The 19,043-nt window shown below is 43.8% G+C and carries 15 protein-coding genes; 9 read left to right on the forward strand and 6 right to left on the reverse strand.

Annotated features, from left to right (window positions below):
• The first annotated feature begins 33 nt into the window (after positions 1-33).
• Positions 34-873, forward strand: coding sequence for a fatty acid metabolism transcriptional regulator FadR (gene fadR, locus R7040_RS13445; protein ID WP_005380824.1), 840 nt, complete (start codon positions 34-36; stop codon positions 871-873).
• Positions 874-984: 111 nt separating this feature from the next.
• Here fadR and R7040_RS13450 read toward each other — a convergent pair whose 3' ends face one another.
• Positions 985-1,794, reverse strand: coding sequence for a hypothetical protein (locus R7040_RS13450; RefSeq protein WP_017821380.1), 810 nt, complete (start codon positions 1,792-1,794; stop codon positions 985-987).
• Between the two features lie 743 nt (positions 1,795-2,537).
• Between R7040_RS13450 and R7040_RS13455 the strand changes: the two genes are divergently transcribed.
• From R7040_RS13455 to R7040_RS13465, 3 genes are all read left to right on the forward strand, one after another.
• On the forward strand, positions 2,538-3,182 hold the full coding sequence (locus R7040_RS13455; RefSeq protein WP_225452447.1) for a hypothetical protein: 645 nt from the start codon (positions 2,538-2,540) through the stop codon (positions 3,180-3,182).
• A gap of 10 nt (positions 3,183-3,192) precedes the next feature.
• Positions 3,193-3,531 carry a hypothetical protein gene (locus tag R7040_RS13460; RefSeq protein WP_062730501.1) on the forward strand — a complete coding sequence of 113 codons (339 nt, stop codon included), beginning with the start codon at positions 3,193-3,195 and terminating at the stop codon, positions 3,529-3,531.
• Between the two features lie 182 nt (positions 3,532-3,713).
• Complete coding sequence (locus R7040_RS13465) at positions 3,714-3,959, forward strand: hypothetical protein (protein ID WP_242412952.1); 246 nt, start codon at positions 3,714-3,716, stop codon at positions 3,957-3,959.
• A gap of 78 nt (positions 3,960-4,037) precedes the next feature.
• On the opposite strand, the gene metG is transcribed toward R7040_RS13465, so the two are convergent.
• Complete coding sequence (gene metG / locus R7040_RS13470) at positions 4,038-6,113, reverse strand: methionine--tRNA ligase (RefSeq protein WP_318096888.1); 2,076 nt, start codon at positions 6,111-6,113, stop codon at positions 4,038-4,040.
• 162 nt (positions 6,114-6,275) lie between these two features.
• Here metG and apbC point away from each other — a divergent pair, with 162 nt between their 5' ends.
• The 3 genes from apbC to R7040_RS13485 all read left to right on the forward strand — a co-directional run bounded on the left by apbC (position 6,276) and on the right by R7040_RS13485 (position 10,451).
• Positions 6,276-7,352, forward strand: a complete 1,077-nt coding sequence (gene apbC / locus R7040_RS13475; RefSeq protein WP_005380830.1) for an iron-sulfur cluster carrier protein ApbC — start codon at positions 6,276-6,278, stop codon at positions 7,350-7,352.
• A gap of 180 nt (positions 7,353-7,532) precedes the next feature.
• Complete coding sequence (udk, locus tag R7040_RS13480) at positions 7,533-8,174, forward strand: uridine kinase (RefSeq protein ID WP_005380833.1); 642 nt, start codon at positions 7,533-7,535, stop codon at positions 8,172-8,174.
• Positions 8,175-8,363: 189 nt separating this feature from the next.
• The gene (locus R7040_RS13485; RefSeq protein WP_225466534.1) at positions 8,364-10,451 is read left to right on the forward strand and encodes an AsmA family protein; all 2,088 of its coding nucleotides are present in this window, start codon (positions 8,364-8,366) and stop codon (positions 10,449-10,451) included.
• Between the two features lie 62 nt (positions 10,452-10,513).
• Here R7040_RS13485 and cobO read toward each other — a convergent pair whose 3' ends face one another.
• Positions 10,514-11,119, reverse strand: a complete 606-nt coding sequence (gene cobO, locus R7040_RS13490) for a cob(I)yrinic acid a,c-diamide adenosyltransferase (protein WP_065274711.1) — start codon at positions 11,117-11,119, stop codon at positions 10,514-10,516.
• Positions 11,120-11,236: 117 nt separating this feature from the next.
• On the opposite strand from cobO, the gene R7040_RS13495 reads away from it, so the two are divergent.
• Entirely contained in the window at positions 11,237-11,686 is a 450-nt protein-coding gene (locus R7040_RS13495) for a low molecular weight protein-tyrosine-phosphatase (RefSeq protein WP_025767219.1), read from the forward strand.
• Between the two features lie 60 nt (positions 11,687-11,746).
• On the opposite strand, the gene R7040_RS13500 is transcribed toward R7040_RS13495, so the two are convergent.
• Both R7040_RS13500 and rne read right to left on the reverse strand, forming a co-directional pair.
• Positions 11,747-13,306 (reverse strand): SulP family inorganic anion transporter, encoded by a 1,560-nt coding sequence (locus R7040_RS13500; protein WP_005380840.1) that lies wholly within the window; start codon positions 13,304-13,306, stop codon positions 11,747-11,749.
• Between the two features lie 332 nt (positions 13,307-13,638).
• The gene (gene rne / locus R7040_RS13505; protein WP_158174067.1) at positions 13,639-16,722 is read right to left on the reverse strand and encodes a ribonuclease E; all 3,084 of its coding nucleotides are present in this window, start codon (positions 16,720-16,722) and stop codon (positions 13,639-13,641) included.
• Positions 16,723-17,361: 639 nt separating this feature from the next.
• On the opposite strand from rne, the gene rluC reads away from it, so the two are divergent.
• Positions 17,362-18,306, forward strand: coding sequence for a 23S rRNA pseudouridine(955/2504/2580) synthase RluC (gene rluC / locus R7040_RS13510; RefSeq protein WP_021033985.1), 945 nt, complete (start codon positions 17,362-17,364; stop codon positions 18,304-18,306).
• Between the two features lie 58 nt (positions 18,307-18,364).
• Here rluC and R7040_RS13515 read toward each other — a convergent pair whose 3' ends face one another.
• Positions 18,365-18,946: a Maf family protein gene (locus tag R7040_RS13515; protein WP_005380845.1), complete on the reverse strand. Its 582-nt coding sequence runs from the start codon at positions 18,944-18,946 to the stop codon at positions 18,365-18,367.
• Between the last annotated feature and the right edge of the window lie 97 nt (positions 18,947-19,043).

Consider the following 19,043-nt stretch of genomic DNA (forward strand, 5'->3'; position numbering starts at 1 on the left):
ACCCTCAGAAATCAATATTGGATAAAAAGTAGAATGGTCATAAAGGCGAAAAGCCCTGCGGGATTCGCAGAAAAATATATTATCGAGAGCATTTGGAACGGCCGTTTTCCTCCAGGCTCAATTTTACCTGCTGAGCGCGAGCTGTCCGAACTGATTGGTGTTACTCGAACGACTTTAAGAGAGGTTCTTCAACGACTAGCCCGTGATGGATGGCTGACTATCCAGCACGGCAAACCTACGAAAGTTAACCAATTTATGGAGACCTCTGGTCTGCATATTTTGGATACTTTAATGACGCTAGACGTTGATAATGCGACAAACATTGTAGAAGATCTGCTTGCGGCACGTACCAACATCAGTCCTATCTTTATGCGCTATGCATTTAAAGCGAACAAAGAGAGCTCTGAGCGTACAATTAAGAACGTAATCGAATCTTGTGAAGCTTTAATGAATGCGGCTTCCTGGGACGAATTCATCGCTTCTTCGCCGTATGCTGAAAAAGTTCTGCAGAATGTGAAAGAAGATAACGAGAAAGATGAAGCGAAGCGTCAAGAAATCTTGATTGCTAAAACGTTCAACTTTTACGATTATATGCTTTTCCAGCGCCTAGCATTCCATTCAGGAAATCAAATTTACGGTTTGATCTTTAATGGTTTGAAGAAGCTCTACGATCGTGTCGGTAGCTACTACTTCTCAAATCCAGCTTCTCGTGAGCTAGCTCTGAAGTTTTACCATCAATTGCTCGAAACTTGTGAAAGTGGCCAGCGTGAACAACTACCAGTGGTGATTCGTCATTATGGTATGGAAAGTGCGTTGATCTGGAACGAAATGAAAAAGCAATTACCAACGAACTTCACGGAAGACGACAGCTAAGCGCTGACAAGTTGAATAAACGAAAACCGCAGTGCCTTAGGCCTGCGGTTTTTTTTGTTTTTATTTATAAGTCGGCGACGAACCAAGCACCAATAAAAAGGCATGGAACGTTTATCCTGCTAGCGAGAGTCTGGGTAACGGTAGATATAATGACTCTACGACATCTGAAAGGACATGGTCGTAAGTATTGAAGATGGTCAATGACAAGTCCGATGTGACGCCATAAAGCTCTGCTTCTGTTAAGTCGACATGACTCCCTGTCACGTATTCATTTAGCGTCTGTATTGAGCGCGTGGAAGCAGGAGAGGTAATGCTAAGTGGAGCGATAACCGCTAGTTGGTTTAGCTTACGCATCATGACCGATGCATAGTTTTTGAAACGCTCATTTCCGCCTTGTTCTCCTAAATCTTGAATGCTGATTCGTAACTGAGTCAGGGTCTCCAAGCTATCCATAATGTTTTGCCAGTTCATGTGATACTCATTATGCAAGTCATCTCTTTGTTCAACCGCTAGCCATGCGATGGTTACTTCATCCATCAAAAACAAGCAATGACGAATTAACTTACCATGCTCCATCTGGTTTCTTGCAACACTATGGTCATTCCATTGTTCAAGTAGTTTCCCTACTTTAATCTGTAATACGCGATACATGGGTTTGTTTTCAAACCGTGATGTTTCGACTAAAAGATGCAGCTTGTTAGTCAGAGCATCATGAAGAGCGTCCAATTTTTGTTGATCGTTTTGTTGGAATTGAAGCGAGTAGTGAGTAGCAGCTCGGTGGTGTCTCAGAAGGTGAACAACATCTCGCAACAATGTTAACAGCTGATATTTGCGCGCATGTTGCTGCTCTCGTTTAGAAGATAAGTGATATATTCCGGCTAAAATAGCGATGGACAATAGTGTGGAAATCAAAACAAACATAACCAACTCCTTGTTAGTGTTTGGACCTAACAAGGAAGATTGCAGTTTTGATGCCAAACAAAAACTCAATTTAAACAATTGGTTATATTGAATGTTCTTTTTGAATGGTCGTTGTTGGTGCATGGATTCACCAAATTTGTGAATATGGTTGATTATTCGGTGTCGATGCTTGGTGTACGCGTTATTCTTTGTGAGTTACATATTGATTACTTTTTGTAGTCTGATTCAAGTCACAATGTTTAGAAATTAAAATACTCGAACACTTCATATGATATAAGTTGTCTATTTTGTTGATTGTTCGAGGTAATTAATTTGTCTAATAAATTCGACCTATGCTTCAGTACTCACTCAAAGATAACGCTCCCTATCGATACAAATGATGAGGATAGGTACCTTCAGTTTCGTAAGGACAACCCACATATATTTGGTAGTTTTATTCCCGCAGGTACTCCTTTCATACTGAACGAAGGCTCTGTGAACAACATAGCTAAGTTGCGTAGCGAGAGACCTGATATAGCTTGTGCTCTTGATACTGTAAAAAGTTGGTCACAAGAAACCAAAAGAAATGTAGCCAATCTAACACGTGAGTTTGGCGATGAAAACTAACAAGCGGTAGCCCTCCTCTATGAAAAAGAGATTAAGCCTTTTTTAGATGCTACTAATCATACTATGGGGAGGGGGGAATCGATGAGTATACTGCAGTAGGTGCTGCCGCTACTGCTGTTAATGAAAAGCAAGTCAGATTGAGTAATTTCGGGAAAGCTTCGCTCAAATATCAAAACGCCTTACTAGATGTACGTACAGCCTCACGAAGTGGTGCGCAGAAAAAGGAGCTTGTGAAGCTTGGATATAGAGTTAAAGAAGCTCACAGTTCTTTGAATGCCAAATTTACAAAAGAGCTTGCCCATTATGCAGGACGAGTTAAAAGTAGCCGTGGAAACATTTGGAGCAACCCGAATAGGGCTGTCAATATCGCGCGAAGTGGCAGGGATATAACTAAGTTACATTTAACATCTATAGCTAACATCCGCTCAATTCGATTTCTTGAACAAAGCTCTAGTATTGTGGGTAAAAAGATCATCATGATTGATGCTGGTGTTCGCTTTAACAATGTTCGAAATGCCAAGAATAACGGAGAAAATTGGCAAAAAAGAGCAGCAATGGAAGTTGCAGGGTTTGGTGCGAGCAACGCTGCTGGCGTTTGGACTACATCCAAAGTGATTGTATCTGGAATGGGAGTCGCTTTGGCTGCTGGCCCATTTGGAGTAGTAGTATTAATAGGTGTTGGTTTAGGGGCTGGTTATGCGGCTGCAAAAATGGGTGATTGGTTTGGGCAAGGTTTAGCAGAAAAAACCTATGAAACTAGCTCTAAAGTAAATTGGTTTTAAAGGAGTAGTTGTGTTTTGTTTCGATCTTATAGTGATGATTGTTGGTTGGACATGGTTACTGAGCACATTGGTTTTTATTCGTGTATCAGCAAAGCGGATTGAGACAAAAATATTGCAGGATGGTCATGATCCAATTGGCTGGGACAGAAATGGGTGGGGTTTTAGATTTCCCATGTACGCCTCAGTGTTGATGCGAGGTAAACCTGCGAAAGTATCGCTGGTAGAAGACAAACTTATTCTAAAGTACGCGACGGTCTTTGACCGAGTGCTTGCGTATATTGTCACAATAAGCTTCGTGATGGCACTTGCTTTGGGAGCAGTAATGGGGTTGGGGCCTGAAGAGTACTGAGTGAAAACCAGTTAAGCGCAGGGCTCTGTAGAACGGTGAATACAAGCCTAGTTGAAAAGCCAAATCCTAGTAAAGGGAACAAAGTGTTTTATTTTAATATTGTAAACATTATTGTTGGATGCACTTGGCTAGTGAGTACCTTGTTTTTTATTCGTATATCGGTAAAGCGGATTGAGAAAAAGATGTCGAAGGATGGTCATGGCCCTGTCGGTTGGGATAGAGATACCTGGGGGGTTAGATTCCCAATGTATACTACAGTTTTAATGCGAGGCAAGCCTGCGAAAGTATCACTTGTAGATGATCAGTTAATACTAAAATACGCAACGACATTTGATCGAGTTCTCGCTTTTGTAGTCACGATCAGCTTTGTACTTTTCCTTGCATGTGGCGCGATTATTACTTGGGGTCCAGTAGAATTCTCTTTGTAGTACAATCAAGCTTAATCGATAAGCTTAACTGCGAGAAAAGGCTTAACTGATTTAGTTAAGCCTTTTCAATAAAGATACTTACATTACGCGCATACCAGGTTGAGCGCCTTCGTGTGGCTCAAGGATCCACAGGTCACTACCACCAGGGCCTGCCGCTAGGATCATACCTTCAGACATACCAAACTTCATCTTACGAGGTTTTAGGTTTGCAACCATTACCGTTAGTTTGCCTTCTAGCTCTTCAGGTTTGTAAGCTGACTTGATGCCAGAGAATACCTGACGAGTTTCACCACCGATGTCCAATTGGAACTTAAGCAGTTTGTTGGCTTTTGGTACTTCTTCACAAGAGATGATACGAGCGATACGCATATCTACTGCAGCAAAAGCATCGAACTCAATCTCTTCAGCGATTGGCTCTTTGTCTAGCTCAGTTTCGCTAGCCTTGTTCTTTTCCGCTTCTGCTTTCTCTTTCGCCGCCATTTCTGCCGCCGCATCTTCTTTAGATGCTTCGATCATCGCTTCAACATTCTTCGGATCGATACGGTTGAACAGTGCTTTGAACTTAGTGATCTCGTGGCCTGTTAGTGGAGCAGCGATGTTTTCCCAAGTTAGCTCTTGGTTTAGGAACGCTTCAGTACGCGCAGCTAGCGATGGTATTACTGGTTTCAGGTAAGTCATCAGTACGCGGAACAGGTTGATACCGACAGAACAGATGTCTTGTAGTTCCTGATCTTTGCCTTCTTCTTTTGCTACAACCCACGGTGCTTTTTCATCAACGTATTGGTTAGCTTTGTCTGCCAATGCCGTGATTTCACGGATTGCACGACCAAACTCACGCGTTTCGTAAAGCTCAGCGATACGGTCAGCCGCAGCAACAAATTCGTTGTAAAGTTCAGGCTCTGCAAAGTTGTCAGACAGTTTGCCTTCAAAACGTTTCGCGATGAAACCTGCGTTACGAGATGCCAGGTTAACGATCTTGTTAACAACGTCAGCGTTTACGCGCTGAGTGAAGTCTTCAAGGTTAAGATCTAGATCATCGATACGGCTGTTTAGCTTCGCAGCGTAGTAGTAACGTAGACACTCAGGGTCTAGGTGCTCTAGGTAAGTGCTTGCTTTTACGAACGTACCTTTAGACTTCGACATTTTTGCGCCGTTTACGGTTACGTAACCGTGTACGAATACGTTGTTAGGCTTGCGGAAGCCAGAACCTTCTAGCATTGCTGGCCAAAATAGGCTGTGGAAGTAAACGATGTCTTTACCGATGAAGTGGTACAGCTCTGCTGAGCTGTCTTTTTTCCAATACTCGTCGAAATCTAGGTCGTCGCGCTTGTCACATAGATTTTTGAAAGAGCCCATGTAGCCGATAGGCGCGTCTAGCCACACGTAGAAGAATTTGTTCTTCTCACCAGGGATCTCGAAGCCAAAGTATGGTGCGTCACGTGAGATATCCCATTGCTGCAAACCAGATTCGAACCATTCTTGCATTTTGTTCGCTGTTTCAGCTTGTAGCGAGCCAGAGCGAGTCCACTCTTTTAGCATGCTTTCAAACTGAGGTAGGTCGAAGAAGAAGTGCTCTGAATCTTTCATTACTGGCGTCGCACCAGAAACCGCAGATTTAGGATTGATCAGTTCTGTTGGGCTGTAAGTCTCACCACAGTTGTCACAGTTGTCACCGTATTGGTCTTCAGACTTACATTTTGGACAGGTACCTTTTACGAAACGGTCCGGTAAGAACATCTCTTTTTCTGGATCGAACAGCTGAGAGATAGTGCGGCTAGAGATAAAGCCATTTTTCTTCAACTCAAGATAAATGTGTGACGCTAGCTCACGGTTCTCATCTGAGTGTGTGCTGTGGTAGTTATCAAAGCTGATATCAAATCCAGCGAAGTCTTTTTGGTGCTCTTCGCTAACTGCGGCAATCATTTCTTCAGGAGTAATACCCATCTGTTGCGCTTTAAGCATGATTGGCGTGCCGTGAGCATCGTCAGCACAGATGAAGTTTACAGTGTTGCCGCGTAGGCGTTGGTAACGAACCCAAATGTCCGCTTGGATATGCTCAAGCATATGACCAAGGTGGATCGAACCGTTAGCGTACGGAAGGGCACAAGTTACCAGCATTTTCCTTGACGGAAAGTTTTTTGGATCGTTTGCCATACTTAATATTCGCTTTTCTTGATAGGTATAAATAAATTTTGATGGATAATACTACCCCATGAACTGACTAACTCCAAGGTGTCAAACTGCGGAATGCCTTAGTTTTTTTGGGGTTCTGGTTGAGCCTGGACGGTGGTAGCATGACATCTAAAAGGAGGGCTTATGCATCAGTTCACTTCAAAACAAGATTTTTGTCACTGGTTTAACCAATTCCAACATCCACAGTTGGTGGAAAACTGGGCAGATATTCATGGCGCAATTTCGATTACGACACAGGGTTCTATTGATATAACGTTGCCATTCGCAAGTAATGAGCTTCAAACCGTACTGCATGACTGGATCAAACAGCAGCAAGCCTCGGGTAAAGTGGCTGAATTCCCATTTAATATTCGCCTTGGAGTTAAAGCTTTAGAAACTCAAGTGGCTAACTCGGTTAAGGGTGTTAAGAACATCATTGCCGTCAGTTCTGCGAAAGGTGGCGTTGGTAAATCTACTACCGCAGTTAACTTAGCGTTGGCGATTGCTCAATCTGGGGCGAAAGTGGGATTGTTGGATGCAGATATCTATGGTCCGTCTGTACCTATGATGTTGGGGCAAGAAGATGCTAAACCAGAAGTTCGTGATGGCAAGTGGATGGAACCCATTTTTGCTCACGGCATCTATACTCATTCTATCGGTTATTTGGTGGATAAATCAGAAGCGGCGATATGGCGCGGTCCAATGGCTTCAAAAGCATTGTCGCAGTTATTAACTGAAACAGATTGGCCAGATTTGGATTATTTGGTGATTGATATGCCGCCAGGTACGGGGGATATTCAATTGACTCTGTCACAACAAATTCCGGTAACAGGTAGCGTGCTAGTCACAACGCCGCAAGATTTAGCCCTTGCCGATGCAAGGAAGGGAGCGGCAATGTTTAACAAAGTCCATGTCCCGGTTATTGGTGTTGTGGAAAACATGAGTTATCACATTTGTAGTCAATGTGGCGCGAAAGAGCATATTTTTGGTATGGGCGGAGCTGAAAAAATGTCGCAAGAATTTGGCTTAGCATTGTTAGGACAAATTCCGCTTCATATCTCTATGCGAGAAGATATTGACGCTGGCGTGCCAACGGTAGCAAGACGCCCAGAAAGTGAGCATGCAGGGTATTATAAGCAACTTGCCGATCGCGTATGTAGCACGATGTTTTGGCAAGGCAAAGCAAAACCAGATGCGATTAGCTTTACAATGGTGAACTAAGTTTACTATGCCTGTTGGTTGATAATTGCACATTTTAACGTTTGCTCGGAGGGTAATCCTCTGAGCAGGCAGAAACTTATGACTAAACCCTAATTCCAACTAGTAACTATGGGGTGAACTCCCTATAATCAAGCAGTTTATCTTTTTATGTGACTAGAAATCATCATCGGGTGCAAACTAATGTCTGATAATAATCAATGCGTCATCGTAGGTATTGCTGGCGCTTCTGCTTCTGGAAAAAGTCTGATCGCGAGCACTATTTATAATGAGCTTCGCGCGAAAGTAGGCGATCATCAAATCGGTGTCATCACGGAAGATTGCTACTACAACGACCAAAGCCACCTAAGCATGGAAGAGCGAGTAAAGACGAACTACGATCACCCGAGTGCGTTGGACCACGACCTACTGTGTGAGCACCTAGAAAAATTGGTACGTGGTGAAGCAGTAGAAGTGCCTGAGTACAGCTACACTGAGCACACAAGAACAATTAACACCACCACAATGACACCTAAAAAGGTGATCATTCTAGAAGGTATCCTTCTTCTTACAGACCCTCGTCTTCGTGATTTGATGCATGCGACAGTATTTATGGACACACCGTTAGATATTTGCTTGCTTCGCCGTGTTAAGCGTGATGTGGAAGAACGAGGCCGAACTATGGAGTCTGTTCTTAAGCAATACCAACAAACAGTACGTCCGATGTTCATGCAGTTTATCGAACCTTCTAAGCAATATGCGGACATTATTGTTCCTCGCGGTGGTAAAAACCGTATCGCAATTGATGTATTAAAAGCTCACATTGCAAGACTTTTGAAAGCTTAAGCCTATAGACGGCTATATCGCTTTATTTTTAGGAGAAGAAGTGGCACCTTAAGTGCCACTTCTTTTTTTTGTTTTTAAATTAGTCAGTTGCAGGTTAAAACCAGACACTTTTCACGCTTTTGTGGAACTGTCAGCGGCAAATGGAGTCTGCGCTTATAATTGTAAAAACACTCGAGCAAGGAAAAACAAATGAAGAAACTGCTCTTAATTCTAGCAATACCGATTGTGGTCATTTTGGTCGCAATTTTAGCGTTAACCATCTTCGTCAATCCGAATCAGTTTAAACCCCTTATTGTTGAGCAAGCGCAAAAGCAAACGGGATTAGAGTTGGTGATTGAAGGGGATATCAGTTGGCAATTTTTCCCATCGATTGGCTTTGAGTTGGGACATACAGAATTGCGAAACCCACAAGGCTTTAGTAAACCCAATTTATTCAAAGTTGATACCGTTGGTATAGACATCTCTGTTATGCCACTTTTTAGTCAACAGCTTGAAATTGGAAACGTCACGCTTGATGGTGCTGAGTTCTACATTGAAACCAAGAAAGATGGCAGCAAGAATATTGATGCATTGACGAAAGCCCAAACACAACAAGCAGAACAAGAGAGCAATGCTGCGCCTACGCAAAATGGTGAAACGCAAACTTCTGGTTCTGAGTGGAGTATTAATCTTGCTGGCGTTACGGTTTCTAACGGTTCATTAGAAATGCAGGATAAGCAAGCCGGTAGTTACACCAAACTTTATGATATTTCATTAAACCTTTCCGAATTCGCTTTTGACAACTGGACAACGGCTGATTTTGGCGTGAAGGGCGAAATGAACGACCAAAAGTTCACCGCGAAAGGTCAGGCAGACTTTAAGCTAGAAAAAGGTTTGGCAAACTACGCGCTAAAGAACATCAACTTTGATGCGACATACTCTGACCCTGCCAATAAAATTGAATCGGCAACGATCGGTTTAGACACGTTTGAATTCGATAAAGTAAATAACCTGACTTATGCCATTAAGGGTGACGCTGGTGGTATGAAGTTAGATATGCAGGGTGCTGGTCAACTTAGCGTGGACAAGGCTATCAGCAAAGTACAGTTGGATAAGTTAACTCTTAAATCGACTTTTGAGGGTGATGCCTTACCTCAGTCCCCGATGAAAGTCGACATGGTGTCTGATCTGTCTTTCGACCTAACGAAAAACCATCTGAGTTTTGTTCTAGAGAAGTTAACAGCGAATGCTATCGCCTTAGATGGTAAGGCTGATGTGGCACTCGGTGATATTCCTAAAGTACGCTTTGCTCTCCATAGCCCCAATATCGATCTTGATGAGTTCTTAGGGTTAGATAAGCAAGCTGCCGAAGGTAATAAGCCTGCTTCTGGTGGCGAGAGTGCTCCTGCCGGACCTGAGGTTGAGCCTGATTTGTCTGCGTTGAAAACGTTAGATGTAAAGGGTGACATTACCATCGACAAATTCAAAGCGGCAAATGCGAAGATGGAAGCGGTAAAAACGAGCTTCACTGTAAATCGTGGCGTGTTTGAGCTTACATCTTTTAGTTCGAAGTTGTACCAAGGCTCAATCTCAGCGACAGCGAAGTTAGATGCACGCCAATCACCAGCGACTTACAGTGTTAAAAAGTCAATCAAAGGCGTGAAAGTTCAACCGCTACTTATAGACGTTGCTGAAAACGACAAACTTGAAGGGACAGGTAACATTGATGTGAATGTTACAGGTAAGAGTCTCACGCCTACCGGTATCAAGAAGAATCTATCTGGTACGGTTGTTATCAATTTTGCTGACGGTGCGGTGAATGGCATCAACGTTGCTCAGTTGATTCGTGAAAACTATGCGAAATTTAAAGGGCAAAAAGTTGAAGGCACCAATGTAGCTAAGAAAACAGACTTCAGTGCGATGACGGCGACATTGAAACTCAACAAAGGTGTTGTATCAACGGATAATATGCAAGCTCAGTCTCCATTGTTACGTGTTCGTGGTAAAGGTACCGCAAACTACATCAATGAAACAGTCGACTTTACTATCAGCACGTCAGTTGTAGGCAGCCTAGAAGGCCAGGGCGGTAAAGATATAGATGAGCTGAAAGACATCACGATTCCAATCAATGTGTCTGGTAAGTGGGCAGATCCTAAATTCAAGCTCGTATTCGATGATGTTCTGAAGCAGAAAGCTCAAAAAGAAATCGATCGTGGCGTGGAGAAGCTAACGGACAAAATCAAAGACGAGAAAACCAAAGATGCGGTCGATGGTTTATTGAAGAATCTTTTCAACTAACCGTGCGTGAAAATCAAAAGGGTTGGCATTTTGCCAACCCTTTTTAAATTACTCTGCGAGTGTTACCAATCGACGCCTTTGAGGGCTTTTACGCCAGATTCAAATGCGTGCTTTACATTTTTCACTTCAGAAACGGTATCGGCCATTTCAATCAGGGTTCGATGTGCGCCACGCCCAGTAATAATAACCGACTGCATTTTAGGTCTGTTGCTCAGTGCTTCGACCACTTCGTCTAAGTCGATGTAGCCGTAGCTCACCATATAAGTTAGCTCGTCAAACAAGATGACATCGATAGAGTCGTCTTGCAGCATGCGCTTACATTCTTGCCATACGCCTTGCGCTGCTTCGGTATCAGCGGCTTTGTTTTGAGTTTCCCACGTAAAGCCGGTTGCCATTACTTGGAATTCAACGCCGAGTTTCTCAAGTAGGTTGCGCTCACCGTTGTCCCAAGTACCTTTAATAAACTGCGCGACAGCACAATTCAAACCATGACCCACTGCGCGTGCGATCGTACCGAATCCTGATGTCGATTTACCTTTACCATTTCCGGTAATGATCAGTAGCAGACCTTTTTCCTCTTTAGCAGCAGCGATTTTTGCGTCTACCTGTTCTTTGACTTTTTGTTGGCGAGCTTTATGGCGTGCTTCTTTATTTTCTTCGATAGACATAATACTTCCTCAATTCCTTTTCGTGCTGTGCCCAAGCTAATTTGGGTTCATTGATTTATCTCGCTATGATAGACCAACATATCGTGAAGAAAAACCACCGATAATTCAGGGAATAAAATGAAGAAAATACTTGTTGTTTGTATGGGAAACATTTGTCGGTCACCAACTGGAGAGGCAGTGTTAAGAGCGAAAGCTCAAAAGCTAGGCGTTGAAGTAGAGGTTGATTCGGCAGGTACAATTGGCTACCACGCAGGAAACCGACCGGATTCAAGAGCGATGGCAGCAGGAAAGCAGCGAGGTTATTCTTTTAAAGGAATGCAAGCGCGCCAAGTCACCATTGATGACTTTGAAAAGTTTGACCTTATATTAGCCGCAGATAAAGCAAATTTGGCCGATTTATTGGATATTTGTCCGTTGAAGTATCGACACAAAGTATCGTTATTTTTAAGTCATTCTGAGTCAGGTTACGACGAAGTCCCGGACCCATATTATGGTGGGGAAGATGGCTTTGAACTGGTGCTTGATTTAATCGAAGAGGCATCAGACGCAATTTTGAAGAAGCTGTAATCGCCGTGCTTGAAGACAATAGAAAAAGGGATGAGCTCAGCTCATCCCTTTTTATTCGTGTTAACCCGCTAGTATGTCGGTTGCGACTTTGTAGCTTGGGTCTTCCTTCACGTTAATTTCAACCAAGCTGCCAGCTTTGTCCAAAAGTTTACGACAATCTGGGCTTAGGTGACGAAGGTGCAGCGTTTTACCTTGAGCATTGTAACGCTCAGCCAGTGTTTCAATGGCTTCAATTGCAGAGTGATCTGTCACGCGAGAGTCTGCAAAATCGACAATCACATCTTTTGGATCTTCAGGCGCGTTAAACAACTCCAGGAAGTTAGCCGCAGAGCCAAAGAAAATAGGGCCGTGAATCTTGTACTCTTTTGAACCTTCCTCGTTTAAGCACGTGTCGGCATAGATGTGCTTAGCGTGTTGCCATGCAAACATTAATGCAGAAACGATAACACCAACCGCTACGGCAACAGCAAGGTCAGTAAGAACAGTAACAACGGTCACAAGAACAATAACGAAGAAGTCTTGCTTCGGTACGCGGCGTGCTAGCTTAAATGTTGCCCATTCGAATGTACCAATGACAACCATGAACATCACACCAACCAGAGCAGCGAGTGGGATCATTTCAATTAGCGAAGAAGCGAATAAGATAAACATCAATAGAGCGATAGCCGCAACGATACCAGATAGACGGCCGCGACCACCTGAGTTTACGTTGATCATCGACTGACCAATCATCGCACAACCACCCATTGCGCCAAACACAGAACACGTCATGTTTGCCATACCTTGACCGATACATTCGCGGTTAGATTGACCACGAGTATTCGTCATCTCATCTAAAACTGTCAGTGTTAGTAGAGATTCAATTAGACCAATGGCCGCGAGAATGATCGCGTATGGAAGAATGATTTGTAGTGTCTCTAGTGTAAATGGTACCGCAGGAATAGAGAAGGTTGGTAGTGAACCTGCGAGTGTTGCAGCTTCATCACCAGACATTGTACGCAGGAAGTCAACAACAGTGCGAGTTTCCAGATCCAAGCCAACCACTAAAGCCGTCACCGTTACGATCGCAACAAGTGAAGAGGGTACAGCTGTTGTGATTTTTGGTAGAAAGTGAATGATTGCCATAGTCAGCGCAACCAAACCAAGCATTAGCAGCATCTGGTCTTGTGGTAGCCAAGTAAGCATGCCGTTGATGTCTGGCGCTTTAAACTGACCCAACTGAGCTAGGAAGATAACAATAGCCAGACCGTTCACAAAACCGATCATCACAGGGTGAGGTACGATACGGATGAACTTACCCAATTTAAACATACCAGCGGCAATTTGAAGAATACCAGCGAGCATGATGGCTGCGAATAGGTACTGGACACCGTGAGTCGCGACAAGCGAAACCATTACGACTGCCATGGCACCTGTTGCACCAGAAATCATGCCAGGACGACCACCGAAAATGGAAGTAATAAGACCAACGATGAATGCAGCGTAAAGACCGACCATCGGATCTACGCCTGCGACGAACGCAAATGCGACAGCTTCAGGAACCAATGCTAGCGCAACGGTTAAGCCTGATAGCACATCATTTTTTACGGAGTGCTTAGAAAATTGGGGAAATTCGAACATGTTTGTTTTTAAGTTCTCTTTGCAATGAGTTAAACCCGACACATATTCGTATTTGCACAAGCCACTGGAAGGTTGATTTTTAATCAAACATTGCAGTGTAAACCGTAGTATTAAAAGAGCAGCATCAGAATGGTGTCGAAAACTTGAGTCGGCGCATGCTACCGAAAAGTGTGATTAAGTTCAAGAATGATACGAATAATGGCGTACAAATGTGATCACGAATTGGTATTTATATGAACAATTTATTGGGCAAATATGAAGATAAAAAAGGCTACCAGATGGTAGCCTTTAATTTATTTATGCCGTTAAGCAGTTGAACGTAATGATTTAGCCTAGTTAAAGTTAGGCTTTGTCATCTCTGCCGATGCACGGTTTTTAGCCACTTGGCTACCTGCACCTTTAGCTTGGTAACGTTCGGTTTTGAACGGCGCTGCTGCAACCGTGATTTCGCGTAGCTCTTGAGGGCCAGGTGCTTTCGTCATCGGTGCGCTAGCGTTTAGCTTAGCAGCAACTTTAATGGCTTCGACTTTAGGCTCTGGTTTATCTACTGGCGCTTCGGCTACAATCTCTTTTGCTGCTTCAACGATAGGCTCTTCAGTAGGTGCCGTTTCTACAATGGCATCAACCGGTTCAGCATGTTCAGTTACAGGAGTTTCAACGATAGGCTCTACCGATGCTGTTTCTACTACTGCCGATTCAGCTTTTTCTGCGATTACTGTTTCAACAACAGGTGCTTCTACTACTGGAGCTTCCACTTTCGCTTCAACGGTTTCTTGAACCTTGTGTTCAACAACTGGCGCATCTGTTACGACAGGTTGCTCGCGACGAATAATCACTTTACCCATTGCCATTTCTGGACACGCAAAGCCACCTTGGATTGTAGGTACTGCTGCTACAGCTTCTTCCTTAACTCGCTCTTCCTTCTTAGGTGCTGGTTTCGGAATGTAACGTGGCATTACTTTACCCATAGCCATTTCAGGAGAAGCGACACCTCCCTTACGTAGGCGGAACGGGTTAGGGCGGCGATCACGGCCACGGCGACGACGCTGGCCGCTTGCACGCAGGTGACGTGGCGAACGACGATTACGACGTTGCTTAGACTCTGCTTGCTTGTTGTCTTGTTGTGCTTCTACCGCTGCTTCTGTTGGCTTCTCAACTTTGGTTTCAACCGTTTCTTGAGTCTTAACCGCCGTTTCTTCTGCTTTCTTCTCAACCGCTTCTTGGTCTTTAACGCGTACAGACTTGTTCAGTTTGCGACGTTGGCGACGCTCCTTCACTTTTTCTGCTTTCGCGTTTTGTTGCTTTGGTTTGCTCTCTTCTGGTTTTGTTTCAGTTCGAGCTTCCGCCGCTAGCTGCAGGCCTTTTTCCGCTACTTTTGCATTTGCTTTTTGCTCTTGGGCTTTGTCTGCTTGTTGAGCTTTAGGCTTACGCTTTTGGTTGCGGTTTTGCTGTTTATTGGTTTGTTGTTGAGCTTCGTTTTGCTCATTCGCTTGCTCATCACGAGGCTTACGACGACGTCGGTTATCGCGATTGTCGCGGTTATCACGATTATCACGATTATCGCGCTGGTTGTTATTGCGACGACGATCGTTGCGATCACGCTTATTACGTCGATTATCGCGATTTGGTTTTTTCTCTTCCTGAGGTTTCTGTTCTTCTTTTGTTTCTTCAGAACCACCGAATAGGAAGCTACCAAGTGCTTTAAACAGACGGCTGAACAATCCAGGTTTCTCTTCTTGTTCAACGTTTTGTTCTTTCTTCTTCGCCTCAGGAGCTGGTTTAGCTGCTGGTGCAGGTGCGGTTTGAGACGGAGCAGCAAAGCCTTTAAGAACTGGCTCTTCAATTCGTTTTGGTTTTACGTCAACTTCCGCTGGCTCTTTACCTTCTGCTTCTTTCATTGCTTCCAGTTTCTTAGGAAGTAAGTAAGAAATCAGATCGAACTCTTCGCCTTCACGAACACGGATAACTTCAAAGTGCGGTGTTTCCATATCAGAGTTAGGAACAACCGTAATTTTCACTTCTTGAATGCGTTCGATATGGTTTACTGAACGACGTTTTTCGTTCAATAAGTAAGAGGCGATTGGCACAGGTACGACTGCAAGTACTTGTGCTGTGTTGTCTTTTAGCGCTTCCTCTTCAATTAAACGAAGTACAGAAAGTGCTAGAGATTCGTTGTCGCGAACGACACCAGTTCCGCTACAGCGAGGACAGATGTGGTGGCTTGCTTCTGCTAGAGAAGGGCTCAAGCGCTGGCGTGACATCTCCAACAAACCAAAGCGAGAAATACGACCGATTTGTACACGAGCGCGGTCAAGGCGAACGGCTTCACGTAGACGGTTTTCTACTTCTCGTTGGTGACGAACTGGGGTCATATCGATAAAGTCGATAACCACTAAGCCACCTAAGTCACGTAGACGCAATTGGCGAGCAATTTCGTCGGCTGCTTCTAGGTTCGTGTTTAGAGCTGTTTCTTCAATATCGCCGCCCTTGGTTGCACGAGCAGAGTTGATATCGATAGACGTTAGTGCTTCAGTCGGGTCAATAACAATAGAACCACCAGATGGCAGACGCACTTCACGTTGGAAAGCCGATTCAATTTGGCTTTCGATTTGGTAGTGGCTGAATAGTGGAACTTCGCCTTCATATTTCTTAACGCGGTTAAGGAAATCAGGGCGCACCAATTGAATGTGCTCTTTTGCACGTTCGTAGATGGTGTTGCTATCAATTAAGATTTCGCCAATATCACGACGCAAATAGTCACGGATTGCACGAACGATAACGTTACTTTCTTGGTGGATTAAGAATGGAGCAGGGTTAGAGTCCGCTGCACCTTTGATTGCACCCCAGTGGTTAAGTAGTACATTCAAATCCCACTCAAGCTCTTCAGCACTCTTGCCAACGCCAGCAGTACGTACGATTAGGCCCATGCCCTGAGGCAGTTCCAAAGTACTTAATGCGGCTTTTAGTTGAGTACGCTCGTCACCTTCGATTCGACGAGAAATACCGCCAGCACGAGGGTTGTTAGGCATCAGAACAAGGTAACTACCAGCAAGAGAAATGAAAGTAGTAAGAGCTGCGCCCTTGCTTCCACGTTCTTCTTTTTCCACTTGAACGATAACTTCTTGGCCTTCCGTTAGCACTTCTTTGATGCTTGGACGACCTTGGTAGGTGTAACCTTCAGGGAAATATTCGCGGGCAATTTCTTTGAGAGGGAGGAAACCGTGACGCTCGGCGCCGTAATCAACAAATGCGGCTTCTAAGCTTGGTTCGATACGTGTGATACGTCCTTTGTAGATATTCGCTTTTTTAGATTCATGACCTGGACTCTCGATATCAAGATCGAAAAGTCGCTGGCCATCAACCAGAGCGACACGCAACTCTTCTTTTTGAGTTGCGTTAATTAACATTCTTTTCATTGAAAATTCTCGTTGTCTTTTCTTTTATATCTTTCTTGTCGACTTGCCACTGTTTTTTCGCTCTTTCACGGTGCCTGATCCCATGGCTTGTATTTTGCAGCCTCCCGGCTGGAAGGGGATGCTCTCGGGCACTTCAGTCATCACAAGCCTCTTGTGGTTTCTGTTGGAAACGTAGACTTGTGACCCGCTATTTGGGCGGTAGGTACTCAACGTGAATATGCGAGGAGTAGGGTGGCAAGAGTGTTGAATTCGATGTGTCTCACGCCAATGCTGCACTCGACCTTCAACGATCTACTCACATTGCTTGAGGATAAATGATTGGTAATGAATAAAATGTAACCAAACCTTCCTTAGCAGCTGTGAACTATAGCAGTGCGCGTGGCTATCAGCAATCTGCTTTCACGCAAACGATAGAAAATTTGCCGCTAAACTCAAAATTTCTATTTTATAACTGGCTGTTTCATAAGCAATTGAGATGTGCAAACTGTTCAAGACAGAAAACAAATTGAGAACTTGATTGAGAGTTTTAATAATTTAAACAAAAGCTTGGCGAAATTTAGACCAGTATGTGCCACCGAGTGTTTCTTTTACGACAAGAATAATGTGAAGTCGCACGAAATTGAGTTTACAATACGGCTCATGAACGAAATAAGAACAAAAGTCCAGTTCGTCGACATTGACGAAGATATGGCGGGTCAGCGCATTGATAATTTTTTGCGCAACCAATTAAAAGACATTCCTAAAAGCATGATTTACAGAATTGTGCGTAAGGGCGAAGTGCGCGTAAATAAAAAGCGTATAAAAGCAGAGTACAAGTTAAAAGCAGGCGATCTCGTTCGTATTCCACCGGTTACCGTCGAGAAAAAAGATGACGATGTCGCACCAAGTACGAAACTTAACAAAGTCGCTGAGTTGGAAAATATGATTATCTTCGAAGATGATCATATGTTGATTCTAAACAAACCATCTGGCACCGCTGTGCATGGTGGCAGTGGTTTAAAGTTTGGTGCGATTGAAGCGCTTAGGGCTCTGCGTCCTCAAGCTCGCTTTCTTGAACTTGTGCATCGTATTGACCGTGATACTTCAGGGATTTTGCTGGTTGCTAAGAAGCGTTCTGCACTTCGTCACTTGCAAGCCCAGTTTCGTGAAAAGACAGTAAAGAAGTTTTACTTAGCTCTTGTCATGGGGCAATGGAAAAGCAGTTGTAAGGTTGTGAACGCGCCACTGCTCAAAAACGAAGTGAACAGTATTGTTCGTGTTAACCCTAATGGTAAGCCGTCAGAAACGCGTTTTAAGATTTTGGAAAAGTTCGAACAAGCTACATTGATTCAGGCGAGTCCGATTACTGGTCGAACTCACCAAATCCGAGTTCATACGCAATACACTGGTCACCCAATCGCTTGGGATGATCGCTACGGTGATCGCCGCTTTGATGCTTATACAGGTCAAGTTGGTTTAGATCGTTTGTTCCTACACGCGGCAAACATCAAGTTCCAACACCCATCAAATGATGAGTGGATGGAAATCAACGCACCGATGGAACCGAAACTAGAAAAAGTGTTGGCGGGTTTAAGAAACGCGTAACCATGTTTTCCTCGCGGATGCAAAAGGGAGCCACAGGCTCCCTTTTATCGTATTTGGGTTAAAGGACATCGAGTCCTTGAACATGCAACATATCAATCAAATCAATCAATGGTAGTCCGACAAGTGTGTTCGGGTCTTTACCAACTAATTTCGTAAACAAGCAAATTCCCATGCCTTCGCTTTTAAAGCTGCCTGCGCAGTAAAAAGGTTCTTCCCTGTCGACGTAGCGTTCGATTTGTTCAAGCGTTAAATCTCTAAAGTGCACCTCGAAAGAATCAAAGCCGACTTCTGTATGGTTTGTCACGGTGTTATGTACCGCAAGACCAGTATAGAAAGTGATGACTTTTCCACTTTGAGCCAAAAGTTGATTTATCGCGTTATCTCTATTTAAAGGCTTGCCAACGATTTCACCATTAATGACACAAACTTGGTCACTGCCGATAACTAAACTTGCTTTATCCGTCTGGCAAGATATTGCTTTCTCTTGGGCCAGTCTCTGCACAAGTTCAGTTGGCGTTTCTTGGTCAAAAGGTGTTTCATCGCAATCAGGTGATAAACAAACGAATGGTAGTGAGAGCTTTTCAAGCAGTTGTTTACGAAAAGGGGAAGTTGAGGCTAAAACCAGTTGGTAATTTTTCATTTTGAATTACAATTCGTGGGAGCATTTCCAATAGGATAATCGATCAAAAATGATTCTGGCTAATGCTCTGTATGTTAAGCGCAAAAAAGTACAACTT

It is taken from the genome of Vibrio sp. 1069 (genome assembly GCF_033340555.1).